The organism is Mycobacterium sp. SVM_VP21, from assembly GCA_024758765.1.
GTDB classification, from domain to species: Bacteria; Actinomycetota; Actinomycetes; order Mycobacteriales; family Mycobacteriaceae; genus Mycobacterium; species Mycobacterium heraklionense_C.
On sequence record CP101406.1, the window covers coordinates 3,004,276 to 3,018,137 of the forward strand.

The window sequence follows — 13,862 nt, forward strand, 5'->3', positions numbered from 1 at the left end:
GGCGCAGTGCCTCGCACGCGCCCCCGTAGCTCAGGGGATAGAGCGTCTGCCTCCGGAGCAGAAGGCCGCAGGTTCGAATCCTGCCGGGGGCACCATCTGACCAGGCGATATACAGCGTCGTCGAGTCTCGTCGAACGAATGCATCGGACTCTGGCCGGAGTCATCGCCGCCACTTCGGCTGAATACGGGAATTGCGTCGTTCAAATACAATTTCGCCGGTGACCACAGTAGCTGCCGGCCGATGAGGCTCTACTTTGCTAAACCGTCACTGCGCCGGTTGATCTGGTCGACGGTCGGCGCCATGGCCGCCTGCTCCGTGATCGTGAGCACCGCATACGTCATCGGGGCTCTGGTTACTTCCGCTGATGATCCAATCCCAACCTCGACGGGCGAATACGTCCTCCTGTCGGTCATATTCCTGACTTTCTGGGGCCCAATACTCATGCTCAACTTCTGGTACCTGAGCCTTCCCGTCGTCATCTCCCTAGGAGTGCTCGCCAGCATCCGCCGTCGTGCTGTCCCCACGGGTACATAACGCGCGCCGATCGAAGATCCGTCGGACCGCACTGCGACGCTGCCCGGTATGAACACCTCCACCACTTCTGCGGCCATGACGCGATTCATCTTCGCCACGCTCGCCGCTCTCGGCGGGCTCTTGGCCCCATCCGGCCACGCCGACCCGGCCGGACGCGATTTGCCGCCTACATCCGGTCCGTTTCGCGGGCCAGTGCCCGCAGTTCTCGTGGCGGTTCTGATGTCAAATCTATATTCCGCTAAAAAGTATAGAATCTCCCTCATGGCACTGAGCATCAAACACCCGGAGGCCGACCGGCTCGCCCGCGAACTCGCCGCCCAGACCGGGGAAACCCTGACCGAAGCCGTCGTTGTGGCCCTTCGTGAGCGGCTCACCCGCGAGCGCGGACGCGCACAGGCCACCCCCTTGCGCGATGAGTTGGCCGCGATCCGCGCTCGATGCGCGGCACTACCGCGAGCCGATCACCGGACCGCAGACGAGATCATCGGCTACGACGAGCACGGATTGCCCAGCTGATGGTGATCGATACCTCGGCTCTAGTGGCGATGTTGAGCGACGAGCCGGAAGCCGAACAATTCGAGGCCGACGTCGAGGCCGACCCGATCCGACTGATGTCGTCTGCGTCCTACCTGGAAGCTTCCATCGTGATCGAATCCCGGTTCGGCGAGCCGGGCGGCCGCGAGTTGGACCTGTGGCTGCATCGCGCCGCGGTCGACCTCGTCGCCGTCGACGCCGCCCAAGCCGACGTCGCCCGTGTCGCCTACCGCACCTATGGCAAGGGACGCCATCGGGCCGCCCTGAATTACGGCGACTGCTTCTCCTACGCGCTGGCCAAGGTCAGCGGTCAGCCGCTGCTGTTCAAAGGCGACGACTTCGGCTACACCGACGTCAGCGCGGTCAACCCTCTTCGCGGCTAGCGGAATCGCCACGGTGACGTCCCCGCTGACCGTAGGTTCTATCGCGTGACAATTCGCCTCGGCTACCAGATCCCCAACTTCTCCTACGGCACGCCCGTTTCGGAGCTGTTCCCCACCGTCATCGCACAGGCCCGCGAGGCCGAGGCCGCCGGGTTCGACGCGGTCTTCGTGATGGACCACTTCTACCAACTGCCCATGCTCGGCTCCCCCGACCAGCCGATGCTCGAGGCCTACACCGCCCTCGGCGCGCTGGCCACCGCGACCGAACGAGTCCAGCTGGGCACACTGGTCACCGGCAACACCTACCGCAACCCGACCCTGCTGGCCAAGATCATCACCACCCTCGATGTGGTCAGCGCCGGCCGCGCAATCCTCGGTATCGGCACCGGATGGTTCGAGCTCGAACACGACCAATTGGGTTTCGAGTTCGGCACTTTCACCGACCGGTTCAACCGGCTCGACGAGGCCCTGCAGATCATCCTGCCGATGATCAAAGGCGAGCGGCCCACCTTCGACGGCCAGTGGTATCACACCCGCGAGGCGATGGCCGAACCCCGCTTCCGGGACCACATTCCGCTACTGATCGGGGGTAGCGGTGAGAAGAAAACGATCCCGCTCGCGGCGCGCCACTTCGACCACCTCAACCTCATCACCGGATTCGACGAGTTGCCCACGAAGATAGCGGCTGTGCGGCGCAGCTGCGAGGAGATCGGGCGCGATCCGGCCACCCTGGAAACCAGCCAGTTGCTCACCGTGATAGCCGGCGAGAACGCCACCGCCGACCAGATCCCCGCCGAGCTGAGTCAGCGGATGGTGGTCGGCAGCCCGGAATCAATCGCGGAACAGGTCAAGACCAAGGTGCTCGATGCCGGCGTCGGCGGGGTGATCTTCAACATGCCGGTCTACACCCCCGGAGTGATCGCCGAAACCGGCGCGGCGTTGCGCACTGTGCTCGACGCCTGACGTCAAGTGAAGTCAACCAACATCGCTAACTTCACTTAAGCCGCTAGGTGAAGTTAAACCGGTGACGCCTCAGCCCAGCACCGTGTGCATCAGCATCACGTCGTAGGCGTTCCACAGCGACAGCGTGAAGTACACGTCCTTGCCCCTGGACCAGGGGTGCACGTAGGGCGCGTAGATGCCGCCGGGAATCTGGCCGGTGGGGATCAGCGTCTGCTCGCCACTCCACGGCCCTTGCGGGGTGGGCGCGGTGCGGGCCACCACGTCGTTGCCGCCGTTACCGTAGAGCGCCAGGTACTGCCGCAGGTAGGTGTTGTACTGCACCGACATCTCGCCCACCGGGCCCGGGATCACCGGTGTGGCTGCGGCCGGATTGGCCGGCACCCAGGATCCGCTGTCGCCATTCCAGTACTGGTACTTGGTGAGGTCGGGAATGGCGCGCTCGGGCACCCGCGACAGGTATGCCGAGCCGCCACGGCCGGACGGGGTTCCGTAGGAGTACAGGTAGCCGTCATTGCCGCGTAGGAATGCGCCCATCTGGAATTTCTCGTTACCGGGGATGAAGCGCGCCCGTGGCACGTTCTCCGGCGACGTCGAACGCACCGTGCCGGGATAGACGCCCCACGTTTCGCCGTTGTCGTTGGAGACCGCGAGCGCCGAGTAGTTGGTGGACCACTCGCCGTCGCGACCCCACTGCTTGATGGACATGAAGTTCATGTACTGGTTGCCGGCAATCCCGATGGCCGCGGTGGGGATCATGCCCTCCTGCTGCGGGGCCAGTTGCACCGCGGGCAGGATCTGCTTGGAGAAATTCGCCTGCCGCAGTGGCGATCCCGAGTACTTGTTGCCCACAGCTCCGGGGCCGACGGTGATTCCGTCGGCCAGGTTGTTGTCGTTGCTGCGGAACAGCACGTTTTGCCGCCACTGCTTGCCCTGGATGCGGCAGTAGCCGAAGGTGTCGCCGAACGCGTAGAGGATCTGACGATTGGCGGGATCGCCGTTGTCCCAGGGGATGCCGAGGTCGGTGCCGGAGATGCCGAAGCGCTGCAGGGTTTGATTGGGGCTGTTGGGCCCGGTCACCCACTCCACCAGCGACGTCTGGGCCCCGGCTATGGCACCGCCGGCGTCTGCGGTCGACAATCCCGGATCCGCGCCGGCATTCGGCACGGGCTGAACCGGTTGGGCGACGTTCGGCACGGCTTCGCCACCAGGAGCCGGCGCCGGCGGGACCACCGCGGCCTGCTGGCGAATCGTGCCGTTCGGGTTGATCAGCGCGGCGATCAGCGGGCCCAGTTTGGGCAACGGCGCTTGATCGTTGGTGCCGCGGGGCCGCCGCCCGGTGGGCAGCTGACCGGTGCCGGTAGTCGGTGACCCCGGTGGCGGGTCAATGTTGGCCTCGGGGGCGTTGCAGGTGGCTGCGCTCGCCGGCGCGAACTCGCTGGCGGCAACCATCCCCAGGACGACGACCGGCACCATTGCCGCCGAGACGATTCGACGTGTCGCCGACATGTCACACCTTTCCCCGGACCCGCTTCCGGGTCTCGCACCACTGTGACGATAGTGATTTCTGGGGCTTGTGTGACCGCCGGAGGACGATAGAGACGCATCCGTGACGGTGTCGCAACCAGCGGATTGCCCGCTCAGTCGGCCCGGTTGACCTCGGCAATCACGTCGGCCACGCTGCGCAGTTGCCCCAGGTCAGAGCTGGTCGGGATGAGGTGGACCTCATCGGTGCCCACCGCCGCAAACCGGCGCAGCACCTCGGCCAACTCGTCCTCACTGCCGGCCCAGCCGGTCGTCGGCGCCATCGCCTCGACATACTCGGCCGGAATCCAGTTCATGTAGCGCAGCAGGTGCCGGCGCACCTGATCGCGGGCCTCGTCACGGTCGCCCAACGCGAACCAGAACGACGTCGCCAGATGCGGTTTGGCCCGGCCAGCCTGCTGCCAGGCGTCACGGGCCACGTCGAACAGTTCGTTCTGTTTGGCGACATCAAGGTCCATGGTGATGCCGGCCAGACCTTCGGCCCAGGTCGCTGCGCTGCGCAAGGTCTTGGGGCCGATGGTGCCGACCAGCAGCGGCGGCCCGCCAGGTTGGGTGGGCGCCGGCCCGACCGGCAGCACCGACTCGGTGAGCTTCTCCCCCGCCCAGACGCGTCGCATGATCGCCACCGCGGCGGCCAGCTCGCCCATCTTCTGCGTCGCCGGATCGGCACCGACCGCCCGGTAGTCCTCCTCGCGGCCGCCGATGCCGAGCCCGACGGTGAGCCGGCCCTGGCTCAGCATGTCGGCGGTGGCCAGCGCCTTGGCCAGCATGACGGGGTTGTGCAGTTGCGGGACGATCACCGTGGTCACCAGGCGCACCCGCTCGGTCCACGCCGACAGCGCCCCCAGCAGGGTCAGGCTGTCGGGGTTGGTGAACGCGATCCGCTCGCCCCAGGCCAGCGACGAGAACGGCCCGCCGTCGATGGTGCGCGCCCAGTCGCGCAGCAGCGTTGCGTCCAGGTTCGATTCCATCACCGGCATGGTCATTCCCACCTGCATGACCGCGATTGTGGCACGAGCGGCCTGCGCGGCCGACACTGGAGGAATGGGCATTTCGTTCAACCACACGATCGTTGCCGCACACGACAAACAGGCGTCGGCGGCTTTCCTGGCCGAGCTGTTCGGACTGCCCGCGCCGCAGCCGTTCGGCCATTTCCAGGTCGTCGCACTCGATCACCAGGCCAGCCTCGACTACGCCGACGTGCCCGCCGGCGAGGAGATCCGGCCGCAGCACTACGCGTTTTTGGTCTCCGAGTCCGACTTCGACGCGATCTACGCCAAGATCTCCGGGCGCGGCCTGGAGCACTGGGCCGATCCTCGAGGTGAGCGCCCGGGCCAGATCAACCGCAACGACGGTGGGCGCGGCGTGTACTTCCGCGATCCCGGCGGTCACTACCTGGAGATCCTCACCCGGCCGTACGGGTCGGGCTAACCCGGCGAATGGCCGCGCTGGCGCTCCTGAGCGCGATAGTCGGCGGCGAAATCGGCGACGTGCGGAGGCAGATCACCGGATGCCACGTCGGCCAGACTGGTCTGCTCCAGCACCGAACGCATGCTGGCGCGCAATGCCCGCCAGACGTCGGTCAACGCGGCTGTGGGCCCGGCGTAGGGCAGATCGCCCAGGCCGATATCACGCACGCTGGCCAGTGGGCCGTCGATGCAGCGCAACACATCGGCGACGCTGATCGCGGTGGCCGCCCGGGCCAGCTCGTAGCCGCCGTCGCGGCCGCGCTGGCTGCGCACCAGCCGGTCGCTGCGCAGATCGGACAAGATGTCGACCAGGAACTGCGCCGGAATACCCTGCGCCGCGGCTATTTCGTCGGTCTTGACCAGGGCACCGGGTTCGGCGGTGGCCAGGTGGACCATCGCTCGCACCGCGTACTCCGCCTTGGCCGACATGCGCATTGCGAGCATTCTTCCATCTGGCGGGTCAGCTGATTGCTGCGAGCACCTCTTGCGCGTATTCGGGGCGACACACGACCAGGTCGGGCAGCAGCGGATCGGGCCGGTTGTAGACCAGCGGGGAGCCGTCGATGCGCGAGGTGTGCAGGCCCGCGGCCCGCGCCACCGCCACCGGGGCCGCGGAGTCCCACTCGTACTGTCCGCCGGCGTGTACGTAGACGTCGGCGATGCCCTGGATGACCGAGGCGACCTTCACCCCCGCCGAGCCCATCGGCACCAACACGCCATCCAGTCGCTCGCGAACCGCTTCGGCGACCGCGGGCGGTCGGCTGCGCGACACCGCGATGCGGGGCGCGCCGGAGTACGCCGACGGCGCGGGAACCGCCGGGGTCGCCAGTGTGGTGTCCCGCGCGGGCAGGGCCACCGCCCCGGCGACCAGGTCGCCGGACTGCCACAGTGCCACGTGCACGGCCCAGTCGTCGCGGCCGAGTTCACTGAACTCCCGGGTCCCGTCCAGCGGGTCGACGATCCACACCCGTTCGGCACTCAGCCGGACTGGGTTGTCGGCGCCCTCCTCGGACAGCACTGCGTCGTCCGGCCGCTCGCTTGCCAGTGCGGCCATCAGGAAGTCGTGCGACCGCTGGTCGCCGGCGGCTTTGCGCTCCGCTCCGCTGGCATCGGCCAGTTCCTCGCGGACGCGCAGCAGCAATCTCCCCGCTTCGGCGCCCAAGTGCGCGGCCAGCTGGTGATCGTTCACTGGCGGTCGTCGATCGCTGCGATGACCTGGCGGGCCTGCTCGTCGACACTGTCCTGCGAGCTCAGCCGCACATCCGGATTCCTCGGCCGCTGATACGGGCTGTCGATACCGGTGAAGTGCGTGATCAGGCCCGCGCGTGCTTTTGCGTAGAGCCCCTTGGGGTCACGCTGCTCGCACTCCTCCAGGGAGGTGTCGCAGAACACCTCGACGAAGTCGAACCCGGCATCGGTGTGCACCCGACGAGCCAGCTCGCGATGCTCGATCAACGGGCTGATCGCCGGCACCAGCACGATCTGCCCGGAATCGGCCAGCAGGGTGGCTACGTGCGCCAGTCGGCGCAGGTTCTCGGCTCGATCGGCCATCGAGAATCCCAAATCGGCGTTGAGTCCGTGCCGCAGGTTGTCGCCGTCGAGAACGTAAGCGGGAGTTCCTCTTTCGAGCAGCATCTGCTCGACCCGCATGGCCACCGACGACTTACCGGCACCGGACAGGCCGGTCAGCCATACGGTGCGGCCCTTTGACAACCGATCCGTCGCCGTCACCAGCGACTCGTGGCGCACCGTGTTCGGGCTGGCGGCACGCGCCGACTGTTCGCGCAGCACCATGCCGGCGGCCACGGTTCCGTTGGTCGCCTGGTCGATCAGGATGAACGACCCGGTGGCGTCGTTGCGGGTGAATTCGTCGAGCATCAGCGGCACCTGCGAGCGCAGCGAGACGCGGCCGAGTTCGTTGAGGTTCAACGTGTTCGCGTCTTTGTCGCGGTGCAAGGTGTTGACGTCGAGGCGGTAGTCCAGCGCCATCACCTTCACCCGGGTGGTTCGGGTGGTGTGCTTGATGATGTAGTCGTTGCCCGGCTGCAGCGTCGCACCGTCGGCCATCCAACACACGGTGGCGTCGAAATCCTGGACCACGCGCGGCTGGTTGTTGGTGCGCGCGATCATGTCGCCGCGGGAGATGTCGATGTCGTCGGTGAGGCTCACCGAGACTGCCATCGGCGGAAACGCTTCGGCCACTGTACCGTTCGGCCCCTCGATCGCGGCGATCCGACTCGGCTTTCCCGACGGCAGCACCACGACGTCGTCGCCGGGACGCAGCACGCCACTGGCCACCGTGCCGGCGTAGCTGCGGTGATCGGCGTGCTCGTGGGTCTGCGGGCGGATCACGTACTGCACCGGGAACCGCACATCGACCAGGTTGCGGTCACCGGCGATGTAGACCTCTTCGAGGTGGCTCAGCAGCGCCGGACCGTCGTAGTAGGGCGTCTTGTCGGACTTGGTCACCACGTTGTCGCCGAGCAGCGCCGAGATCGGGATGGTCGTCACGTCGTGCACGTCCAGGCGGGTGGCGAACGAGTGGAAGTCGTCGCGGATCGCCTCGAACTTCTCGGCGTCCCAGTCGATCAGGTCCATCTTGTTGACGGCCAGCACAATGTGGCGAATGCCCAGCAGCGACGCCAGGAAGGTGTGCCGACGGGACTGCTCCTGCAGGCCGTGGCGGGCGTCCACCAGCACGATCGCCAGCTGGGCGGTCGAGGCGCCGGTCACCATGTTGCGGGTGTATTGGATGTGCCCCGGGGTGTCGGCGATGATGAATTTCCGCTTGGGCGTGGCGAAATAGCGGTAGGCGACATCGATGGTGATGCCCTGCTCGCGCTCGGCGCGCAGGCCATCGGTCACCAGGGCCAGGTCGGTGTAGTCGTGGCCGCGCTCACGGGAGGTGCGCTCGACCGAAGCCAGCTGGTCCTCCATGACGGCCTTGGAGTCGAACAGCAGCCGGCCGATCAGCGTGGACTTGCCGTCGTCGACCGAGCCGGCCGTCGCAATGCGAAGCAGCGTGGTTGCCGCACTCATCAGAAATACCCCTGCCTCTTGCGGTCTTCCATGCCTGCTTCGGAGATCCGGTCGTCGGCGCGGGTGGCGCCGCGTTCGGTCAGCCGGGACAACGCGGTCTCGTCGATCACCTGCTCGACGGTGGTCGCGGTGGATTCCACGCAACCGGTGCAGGTGACGTCGCCGACGGTGCGGAACCGGACCGAAGTCTCGAACACCTCTTCGCCGTCGGCGGGCCGCAGGAACTCGTGATCGGCCAGCAGCATGCCGTCGCGCCGGAACACCTTGCGCTGATGCGCGAAATAGATTGACGGCAAGGCGATTTCCTCGGCGCCGATGTAGGACCAGATGTCGAACTCGGTCCAGTTGGACAGCGGGAACGCCCGGATGTGCTCACCGGCGCGGTGCCGTCCGTTGTAGAGGTTCCACAGCTCGGGCCGCTGCGCCTTGGGATCCCACTGGCCGAACTCGTCGCGGAAACTGAACACCCGCTCCTTGGCGCGCGCCTTCTCCTCGTCGCGGCGGGCGCCGCCGAACGCGGCGTCGAACTTGTTCTCGCGGATCGCCCGCAGCAGCGTGACGGTCTGAAGCGGGTTGCGCGACGGCCCGTCGTCGACCACCCGTCCGGCGTCGATGTCGTCTTGGACCGATGCGACCACCAACCGGACTCCGGTCTGCGCGACCAGCTCGTCGCGGGCGGCGATGACCTCGTCAAAGTTGTGGCCGGTGTCGACGTGCATCACCGGGAACGGCAGCCGGCCCGGCGCGAACGCCTTGACGGCCAGATGCAACATGACGATGGAGTCCTTGCCGCCGGAGAACAGCAGCACCGGACGCTCGAACTCCGCCGCCACCTCCCGGATGATGTGGATGGCCTCGGCCTCCAGGGTGCGCAGATGCGTGAGCTGATAGTGCCCGGCCGTGGCGGCCTCCGGGGGCGCAGTGACGTTACTGGTCATGACTTCCTTGCCAGGGATACCCGATAATCTTGGTGAGACTTACCATATTTGTTGGTTATAGCTGGCTATGCAACCAGCCGCACTGTGTCACTGTCAATGTGATCTGTCTTGCGCGCACCTTCCCCACTTAGAGGGGCCCAGAAATCGGAGCTACAGCGTGACTTCGTCGAGCTTGCCGGTGGCGACGTCGAAGACGAACCCGCGCAACGACGTGGTAGCCGTGATGAATGGGCTGGCCTTGACCCGCCGCAATGACTGACGGACGTCCTCGACCGGGTCCGGGAACGCCTCGGCCGACCATGTCGGGCGGATGCCGGTCTCGTCCAGGATGGAGCGCTTGAAGTCGTCGTCGGTGAAGGTGAGCATCCCGCAGTCGGTGTGGTGGATCAGGATGATCTCGCGAGTGCCCAACAGTCGTTGGCTGATCGCCAGGGAGCGGATCGCGTCCTCGGAGATCACGCCGCCGGCGTTGCGGATGGCGTGCGCCTCGCCCTCCTTGAGCCCCAGCACCCGGTAGACGTCCAGACGCGCGTCCATGCAGGCGACGACCGCGACGTGCTTGCTCGGCGGCATGGGCAGCGGACCGGTGAAGGTCTTCGCGTATTCGGCGTTGTTCGCCAGGTAGTCATCGGTGACGGTCACAGCTCTTCTCCTCGGTCGCGGTGCAGCGGAGCCTAGTGAACGAACACGCGGATTTCACGGGTAAAAATCATTCGATAATGCTCTGCCGGCAGCGCCTGCTCCGGCGCCGACCTCTACCCTTTTGGCCATGACGCGGTTTCTGGCCGGCCGGGCGCTGAACTACCTGGTGCTGCTGGGCCTCGCCTCGTTTCTGACGTTCTGCCTGACCTCGCTGGCCTTCGCGCCGCTGGACAGCCTGATGCAACGCAATCCACGCCCGCCGCAGGCCGTGATCGACGCCAAGGCCACCGAACTGGGCCTGGACAAGCCGATTCCGCTGCGCTACGCGCACTGGGCCTCACACGCGGTGCGCGGCGACTTCGGCGTCACCGTCACCGGCCAGCCGGTCTCTGGGGAGCTGGGCCGGCGCGTCGGGGTCAGCCTGCGTCTGCTGGTCGTCGGCTCGCTGGCCGGCACCGCGATCGGGGTGGTGGCCGGCGCGTGGGGGGCGGTGCGCCAGTACCGGCTCTCCGATCGGGTGATCACCATGGCGGCGCTGCTGGTGCTGTCGGTACCGACCTTCGTGCTGGCCAACCTGGTGATCCTCAGCGCGCTGCGGGTGAACTGGGCGCTGGGCGCCCAACTGTTCGACTACACCGGTGAGACCTCCCCCGGTTTGGTCACCGGCTTCTGGCCCGGGTTGCTCGATCGGCTGCAACACCTGGTGTTGCCGTCGCTGACGCTGGCGCTGGGCGCGGCCGCCAGCTTCAGCCGCTACCAGCGCAACGCGATGCTCGACGTGCTCGGCCAGGACTTCATCCGCACCGCACGGGCCAAGGGGCTGACCCGGCGGCGCGCGCTGTTCAAACACGGGCTGCGCACCGCGCTGATCCCGATGGCGACGCTGTTCGCCTACGGGGTGGCCGGGCTGGTCACCGGCGCGGTGTTCGTCGAGAAGATCTTCGGCTGGCACGGCATGGGCGAATGGGTGGTGCAGGGCGTGGCGACCCAGGACACCAATATCGTCGCGGCCATCACGGTGTTCTCCGGGGCGGTGGTGCTGCTGGCCGGGCTGCTCTCCGACGTCATCTACGCGATGCTCGACCCGCGGGTGCGGGTGTCATGACAAGCGCCGAGGTCGAATTCGCCTCACGGCGCACCCTGGTGCTGCGCCGATTCCTGCGCAGCCGCAGCGCAGTCGGCGCGCTGGCGCTGCTGGCGGTGATGTTCGTCGGCTGCTACACGCTGCCGGGCCTGCTGCCCTACTCCTACACCGACCTGGACTACGACGCGCTGCTGGTCCCGCCGGGTGCTCGACACTGGTTGGGCACCAACGCCTTGGGCCAAGATCTGTTGGCCCAGATCCTGCGCGGCATGCAGAAATCGATGCTGATCGGGGTGTGCGTGGCGCTGATCTCCACGGTGATCGCCGCGACCGTCGGAGCGATCTCGGGGTATTTCGGCGGCTGGCGCGACCGGGTGCTCATGTGGCTGGTCGACCTGCTGCTGGTGGTGCCGGCGTTCATCCTGATCGCGATCATCACCCCACGCACCAAGAACAGCGGCAACATCGCGCTGCTGGTGCTGCTGCTGGCCGGCTTCAGCTGGATGATCAGCGCCCGGATGGTGCGCGGGCTGACCATGAGCCTGCGGGAACGTGAATTCATCCGGGCCGCACGCTATATGGGGGTCTCCAGCCGGCGCATCATCATCGACCACGTGGTGCCCAATGTGGCGTCCATCTTGATCATCGACACCGCACTCAACGTCGCGGTGGCGATCCTGGCCGAAACCGGTTTGAGTTACCTGGGTTTCGGCATCCAGCCGCCCGACGTCTCGCTGGGCACCCTGATCGCCGACGGCACCGCCTCGGCCATCACCTTCCCATGGGTGTTCCTGTTCCCGGCCGGGGTGCTGATCACGATCCTGGTGTGCTCCAACCTCGCCGGGGATGGCCTGCGCGACGCCCTGGATCCCGATGCCGCGACGTTGCGGAGCCGCCGATGAGCACCCTGCTGGAAGTCTCCGACCTGGCCGTCACGTTCGGCGCGGGCCGCGACGCCGTGCGTGCGGTGCGCGGCGTCAGCTATCACGTCGATGCCGGCGAAGTGGTGGCGATGGTCGGCGAATCGGGCTCCGGGAAATCCGCGGCGGCGATGGCCGTGATGGGACTGCTGCCCGAGCACGCGCAGGTGTCCGGTTCGGTGCGACTGCATGGCACCCAGCTGATCGGGCTGGGTGACACCGCGATGTCGAAGTTCCGCGGCGCCTCGATCGGAATGGTGTTCCAGGACCCGATGTCGGCCCTGACACCGGTGTACACGGTGGGCGATCAGATCGCCGAGGCCATCGAGGTGCACCAGCCCCGGGTGGGCCGCGCCGCGGCGCGCCGACGTGCCGTCGAGCTGCTGGAGCTGGTCGGGATCAACCGTCCCGAGCAGCGGGCGCGGGCGTTTCCGCATGAGCTGTCCGGCGGGGAGCGGCAACGGGTGGTGATCGCCATCGCGATCTCCTGCGACCCAGATCTGCTCATCTGCGACGAACCCACCACCGCGCTGGACGTCACCGTGCAGGCCCAGATCCTCGAAGTCCTCAAGACCGCGCGAGACGTGACCGGCGCCGGGGTGCTGATCATCACCCACGACCTCGGGGTGGTCGCCGAATTCGCCGACCGGGCACTGGTGATGTATGCCGGTCGGGTGGTCGAGGCCGCCCCGGTGCAGGTCTTGTACTCCGACCGGCGGATGCCCTACACGGTGGGACTGTTGGGTTCGGTGCCCCGCTTGGACGCCCCGCAGGGCACCCGGCTGGTGCCGATCCCGGGCGCGCCACCGTCATTGACGGCCGGGGTCGATGAAGGCTGCCCCTTCGCCCCGCGCTGCCCATTGGCCGCCGACGACTGCCTGACGGCTGAGCCAGATCTGCTCAGCGTCGGAGAGAACCATTCGGCGGCATGCATTCACACCGACCAGGTCATCGGGCGCAGCGCCGCCGATATCTATGGCGTGCGCACCGATGTGGCAGCCACGGTCTCCGGTGAGCCCCCCACCGTGCTGCGGGTCCGCGACCTGGTCAAGACCTATCCGCTGACCAAGGGCGTGCTGCGCCGACGCGCCGGGGAGGTGCGGGCAGTGGACGGGGTGAGCTTCGAGTTGCAGCAGGGCCGCACCCTGGGAATCGTCGGCGAATCCGGCTCGGGCAAATCCACCACCTTGCACCAGATCCTGGAGCTGACCGCGCCGCAGTCCGGTTCGATCGAGGTGCTGGGCACGGACGTGGCGGCGTTGAAGCGGGACGGCCGTCGTGCCCTGCGGCGTGACCTGCAGGTGGTGTTCCAGGATCCGGTCGCGTCACTGGATCCCCGACTGCCGGTCTTCGAACTGCTGGCAGAACCCCTGCGGGCCAACGGCTCCGACAAAGCCGCGATTCATGCCCGCGTCGCCGAACTGCTGGAGCTGGTCGGGCTGCGCCGCGGTGACGCGCTGCGCTATCCGTCGGAGTTTTCCGGCGGGCAGAAGCAGCGGATCGGCATCGCCCGGGCCTTGGCGTTGCAGCCGAAGATCCTCGCGCTGGACGAGCCGGTGTCCGCGCTCGATGTGTCGATTCAGGCCGGGATCATCAACCTGCTGCTCGATCTGCAGCAGCAACTCGGGCTGTCCTACCTGTTTGTGTCGCATGACCTTTCGGTGGTCAAACACCTGGCGCACCGGGTCGCGGTGATGTTCGCCGGGGCGATCGTCGAACAGGGCGAGGCCGATCAGGTGTTCCGCGATCCTCAACACGACTACACCCGTCGGCTTTTGGCCGCGGTGCCACACTTATGACTATGACGTTGACT

General features: G+C 67.1%; 15 protein-coding genes and 1 tRNA gene. 8 read left to right on the top strand and 8 right to left on the bottom strand.

Translation table 11 applies throughout. The annotated features are described in order from the left end of the window. Positions 1-19: 19 nt before the first annotated feature. Positions 20-95: transfer RNA gene (locus NM962_13860), tRNA-Arg, on the top strand. A gap of 154 nt (positions 96-249) precedes the next feature. On the opposite strand, the gene NM962_13865 is transcribed toward NM962_13860, so the two are convergent. Continuing rightward, a complete protein-coding gene (locus NM962_13865) occupies positions 250-612 on the bottom strand; it encodes a hypothetical protein (protein UVO11088.1) in 363 nt (120 codons plus the stop codon). 184 nt (positions 613-796) lie between these two features. Here NM962_13865 and NM962_13870 point away from each other — a divergent pair, with 184 nt between their 5' ends. Genes NM962_13870 through NM962_13880 form a run of 3 tightly spaced genes read left to right on the top strand, consistent with a single transcriptional unit; the run spans position 797 to position 2,415 of the window. Continuing rightward, positions 797-1,051, top strand: a complete 255-nt coding sequence (locus tag NM962_13870; GenBank protein UVO11089.1) for a type II toxin-antitoxin system VapB family antitoxin — start codon at positions 797-799, stop codon at positions 1,049-1,051. Further along, positions 1,051-1,452 carry a type II toxin-antitoxin system VapC family toxin gene (locus tag NM962_13875; protein ID UVO11090.1) on the top strand — a complete coding sequence of 134 codons (402 nt, stop codon included), beginning with the start codon at positions 1,051-1,053 and terminating at the stop codon, positions 1,450-1,452. The genes NM962_13870 and NM962_13875 overlap by 1 nt, the downstream gene beginning before the upstream one ends. A 45-nt stretch (positions 1,453-1,497) precedes the next feature. Beyond that, positions 1,498-2,415 (top strand): LLM class F420-dependent oxidoreductase, encoded by a 918-nt coding sequence (locus NM962_13880; GenBank protein UVO11091.1) that lies wholly within the window; start codon positions 1,498-1,500, stop codon positions 2,413-2,415. Positions 2,416-2,484: 69 nt separating this feature from the next. Here NM962_13880 and NM962_13885 read toward each other — a convergent pair whose 3' ends face one another. Then, a complete protein-coding gene (locus NM962_13885) occupies positions 2,485-3,921 on the bottom strand; it encodes a DUF4185 domain-containing protein (GenBank protein UVO11092.1) in 1,437 nt (478 codons plus the stop codon). Between the two features lie 131 nt (positions 3,922-4,052). Then, positions 4,053-4,943, bottom strand: a complete 891-nt coding sequence (locus NM962_13890; GenBank protein ID UVO14727.1) for an LLM class flavin-dependent oxidoreductase — start codon at positions 4,941-4,943, stop codon at positions 4,053-4,055. 58 nt (positions 4,944-5,001) lie between these two features. Here NM962_13890 and NM962_13895 point away from each other — a divergent pair, with 58 nt between their 5' ends. Continuing rightward, positions 5,002-5,388 (top strand): VOC family protein, encoded by a 387-nt coding sequence (locus NM962_13895; GenBank protein UVO11093.1) that lies wholly within the window; start codon positions 5,002-5,004, stop codon positions 5,386-5,388. Here the strand turns inward: NM962_13895 and NM962_13900 are convergent. The 5 genes from NM962_13900 to NM962_13920 all read right to left on the bottom strand — a co-directional run bounded on the left by NM962_13900 (position 5,385) and on the right by NM962_13920 (position 10,045). After that, positions 5,385-5,861 (bottom strand): Rrf2 family transcriptional regulator, encoded by a 477-nt coding sequence (locus tag NM962_13900; GenBank protein ID UVO11094.1) that lies wholly within the window; start codon positions 5,859-5,861, stop codon positions 5,385-5,387. The two genes, NM962_13895 and NM962_13900, sit on opposite strands and share 4 nt — an antisense overlap. Positions 5,862-5,886: 25 nt before the next feature. Then, positions 5,887-6,615, bottom strand: a complete 729-nt coding sequence (locus NM962_13905; GenBank protein UVO11095.1) for a 3'(2'),5'-bisphosphate nucleotidase CysQ — start codon at positions 6,613-6,615, stop codon at positions 5,887-5,889. Further along, entirely contained in the window at positions 6,612-8,465 is a 1,854-nt protein-coding gene (gene cysC, locus NM962_13910) for an adenylyl-sulfate kinase (protein ID UVO11096.1), read from the bottom strand. The genes NM962_13905 and cysC overlap by 4 nt, the downstream gene beginning before the upstream one ends. Further along, complete coding sequence (gene cysD / locus NM962_13915; protein UVO11097.1) at positions 8,465-9,403, bottom strand: sulfate adenylyltransferase subunit CysD; 939 nt, start codon at positions 9,401-9,403, stop codon at positions 8,465-8,467. The genes cysC and cysD overlap by 1 nt, the downstream gene beginning before the upstream one ends. 150 nt (positions 9,404-9,553) lie before the next feature. Further along, positions 9,554-10,045 carry a carbonic anhydrase gene (locus tag NM962_13920; GenBank protein UVO11098.1) on the bottom strand — a complete coding sequence of 164 codons (492 nt, stop codon included), beginning with the start codon at positions 10,043-10,045 and terminating at the stop codon, positions 9,554-9,556. A gap of 127 nt (positions 10,046-10,172) precedes the next feature. Here NM962_13920 and NM962_13925 point away from each other — a divergent pair, with 127 nt between their 5' ends. From NM962_13925 to NM962_13935, 3 genes are read left to right on the top strand one after another with little or no spacing between them, the layout of a single operon-like run. Continuing rightward, a complete protein-coding gene (locus tag NM962_13925; GenBank protein ID UVO11099.1) occupies positions 10,173-11,150 on the top strand; it encodes an ABC transporter permease in 978 nt (325 codons plus the stop codon). Beyond that, complete coding sequence (locus NM962_13930) at positions 11,147-12,031, top strand: ABC transporter permease (protein ID UVO11100.1); 885 nt, start codon at positions 11,147-11,149, stop codon at positions 12,029-12,031. The genes NM962_13925 and NM962_13930 overlap by 4 nt, the downstream gene beginning before the upstream one ends. Then, positions 12,028-13,848: an ABC transporter ATP-binding protein gene (locus tag NM962_13935; protein UVO11101.1), complete on the top strand. Its 1,821-nt coding sequence runs from the start codon at positions 12,028-12,030 to the stop codon at positions 13,846-13,848. The genes NM962_13930 and NM962_13935 overlap by 4 nt, the downstream gene beginning before the upstream one ends. The last annotated feature ends 14 nt before the right edge of the window (positions 13,849-13,862 follow it).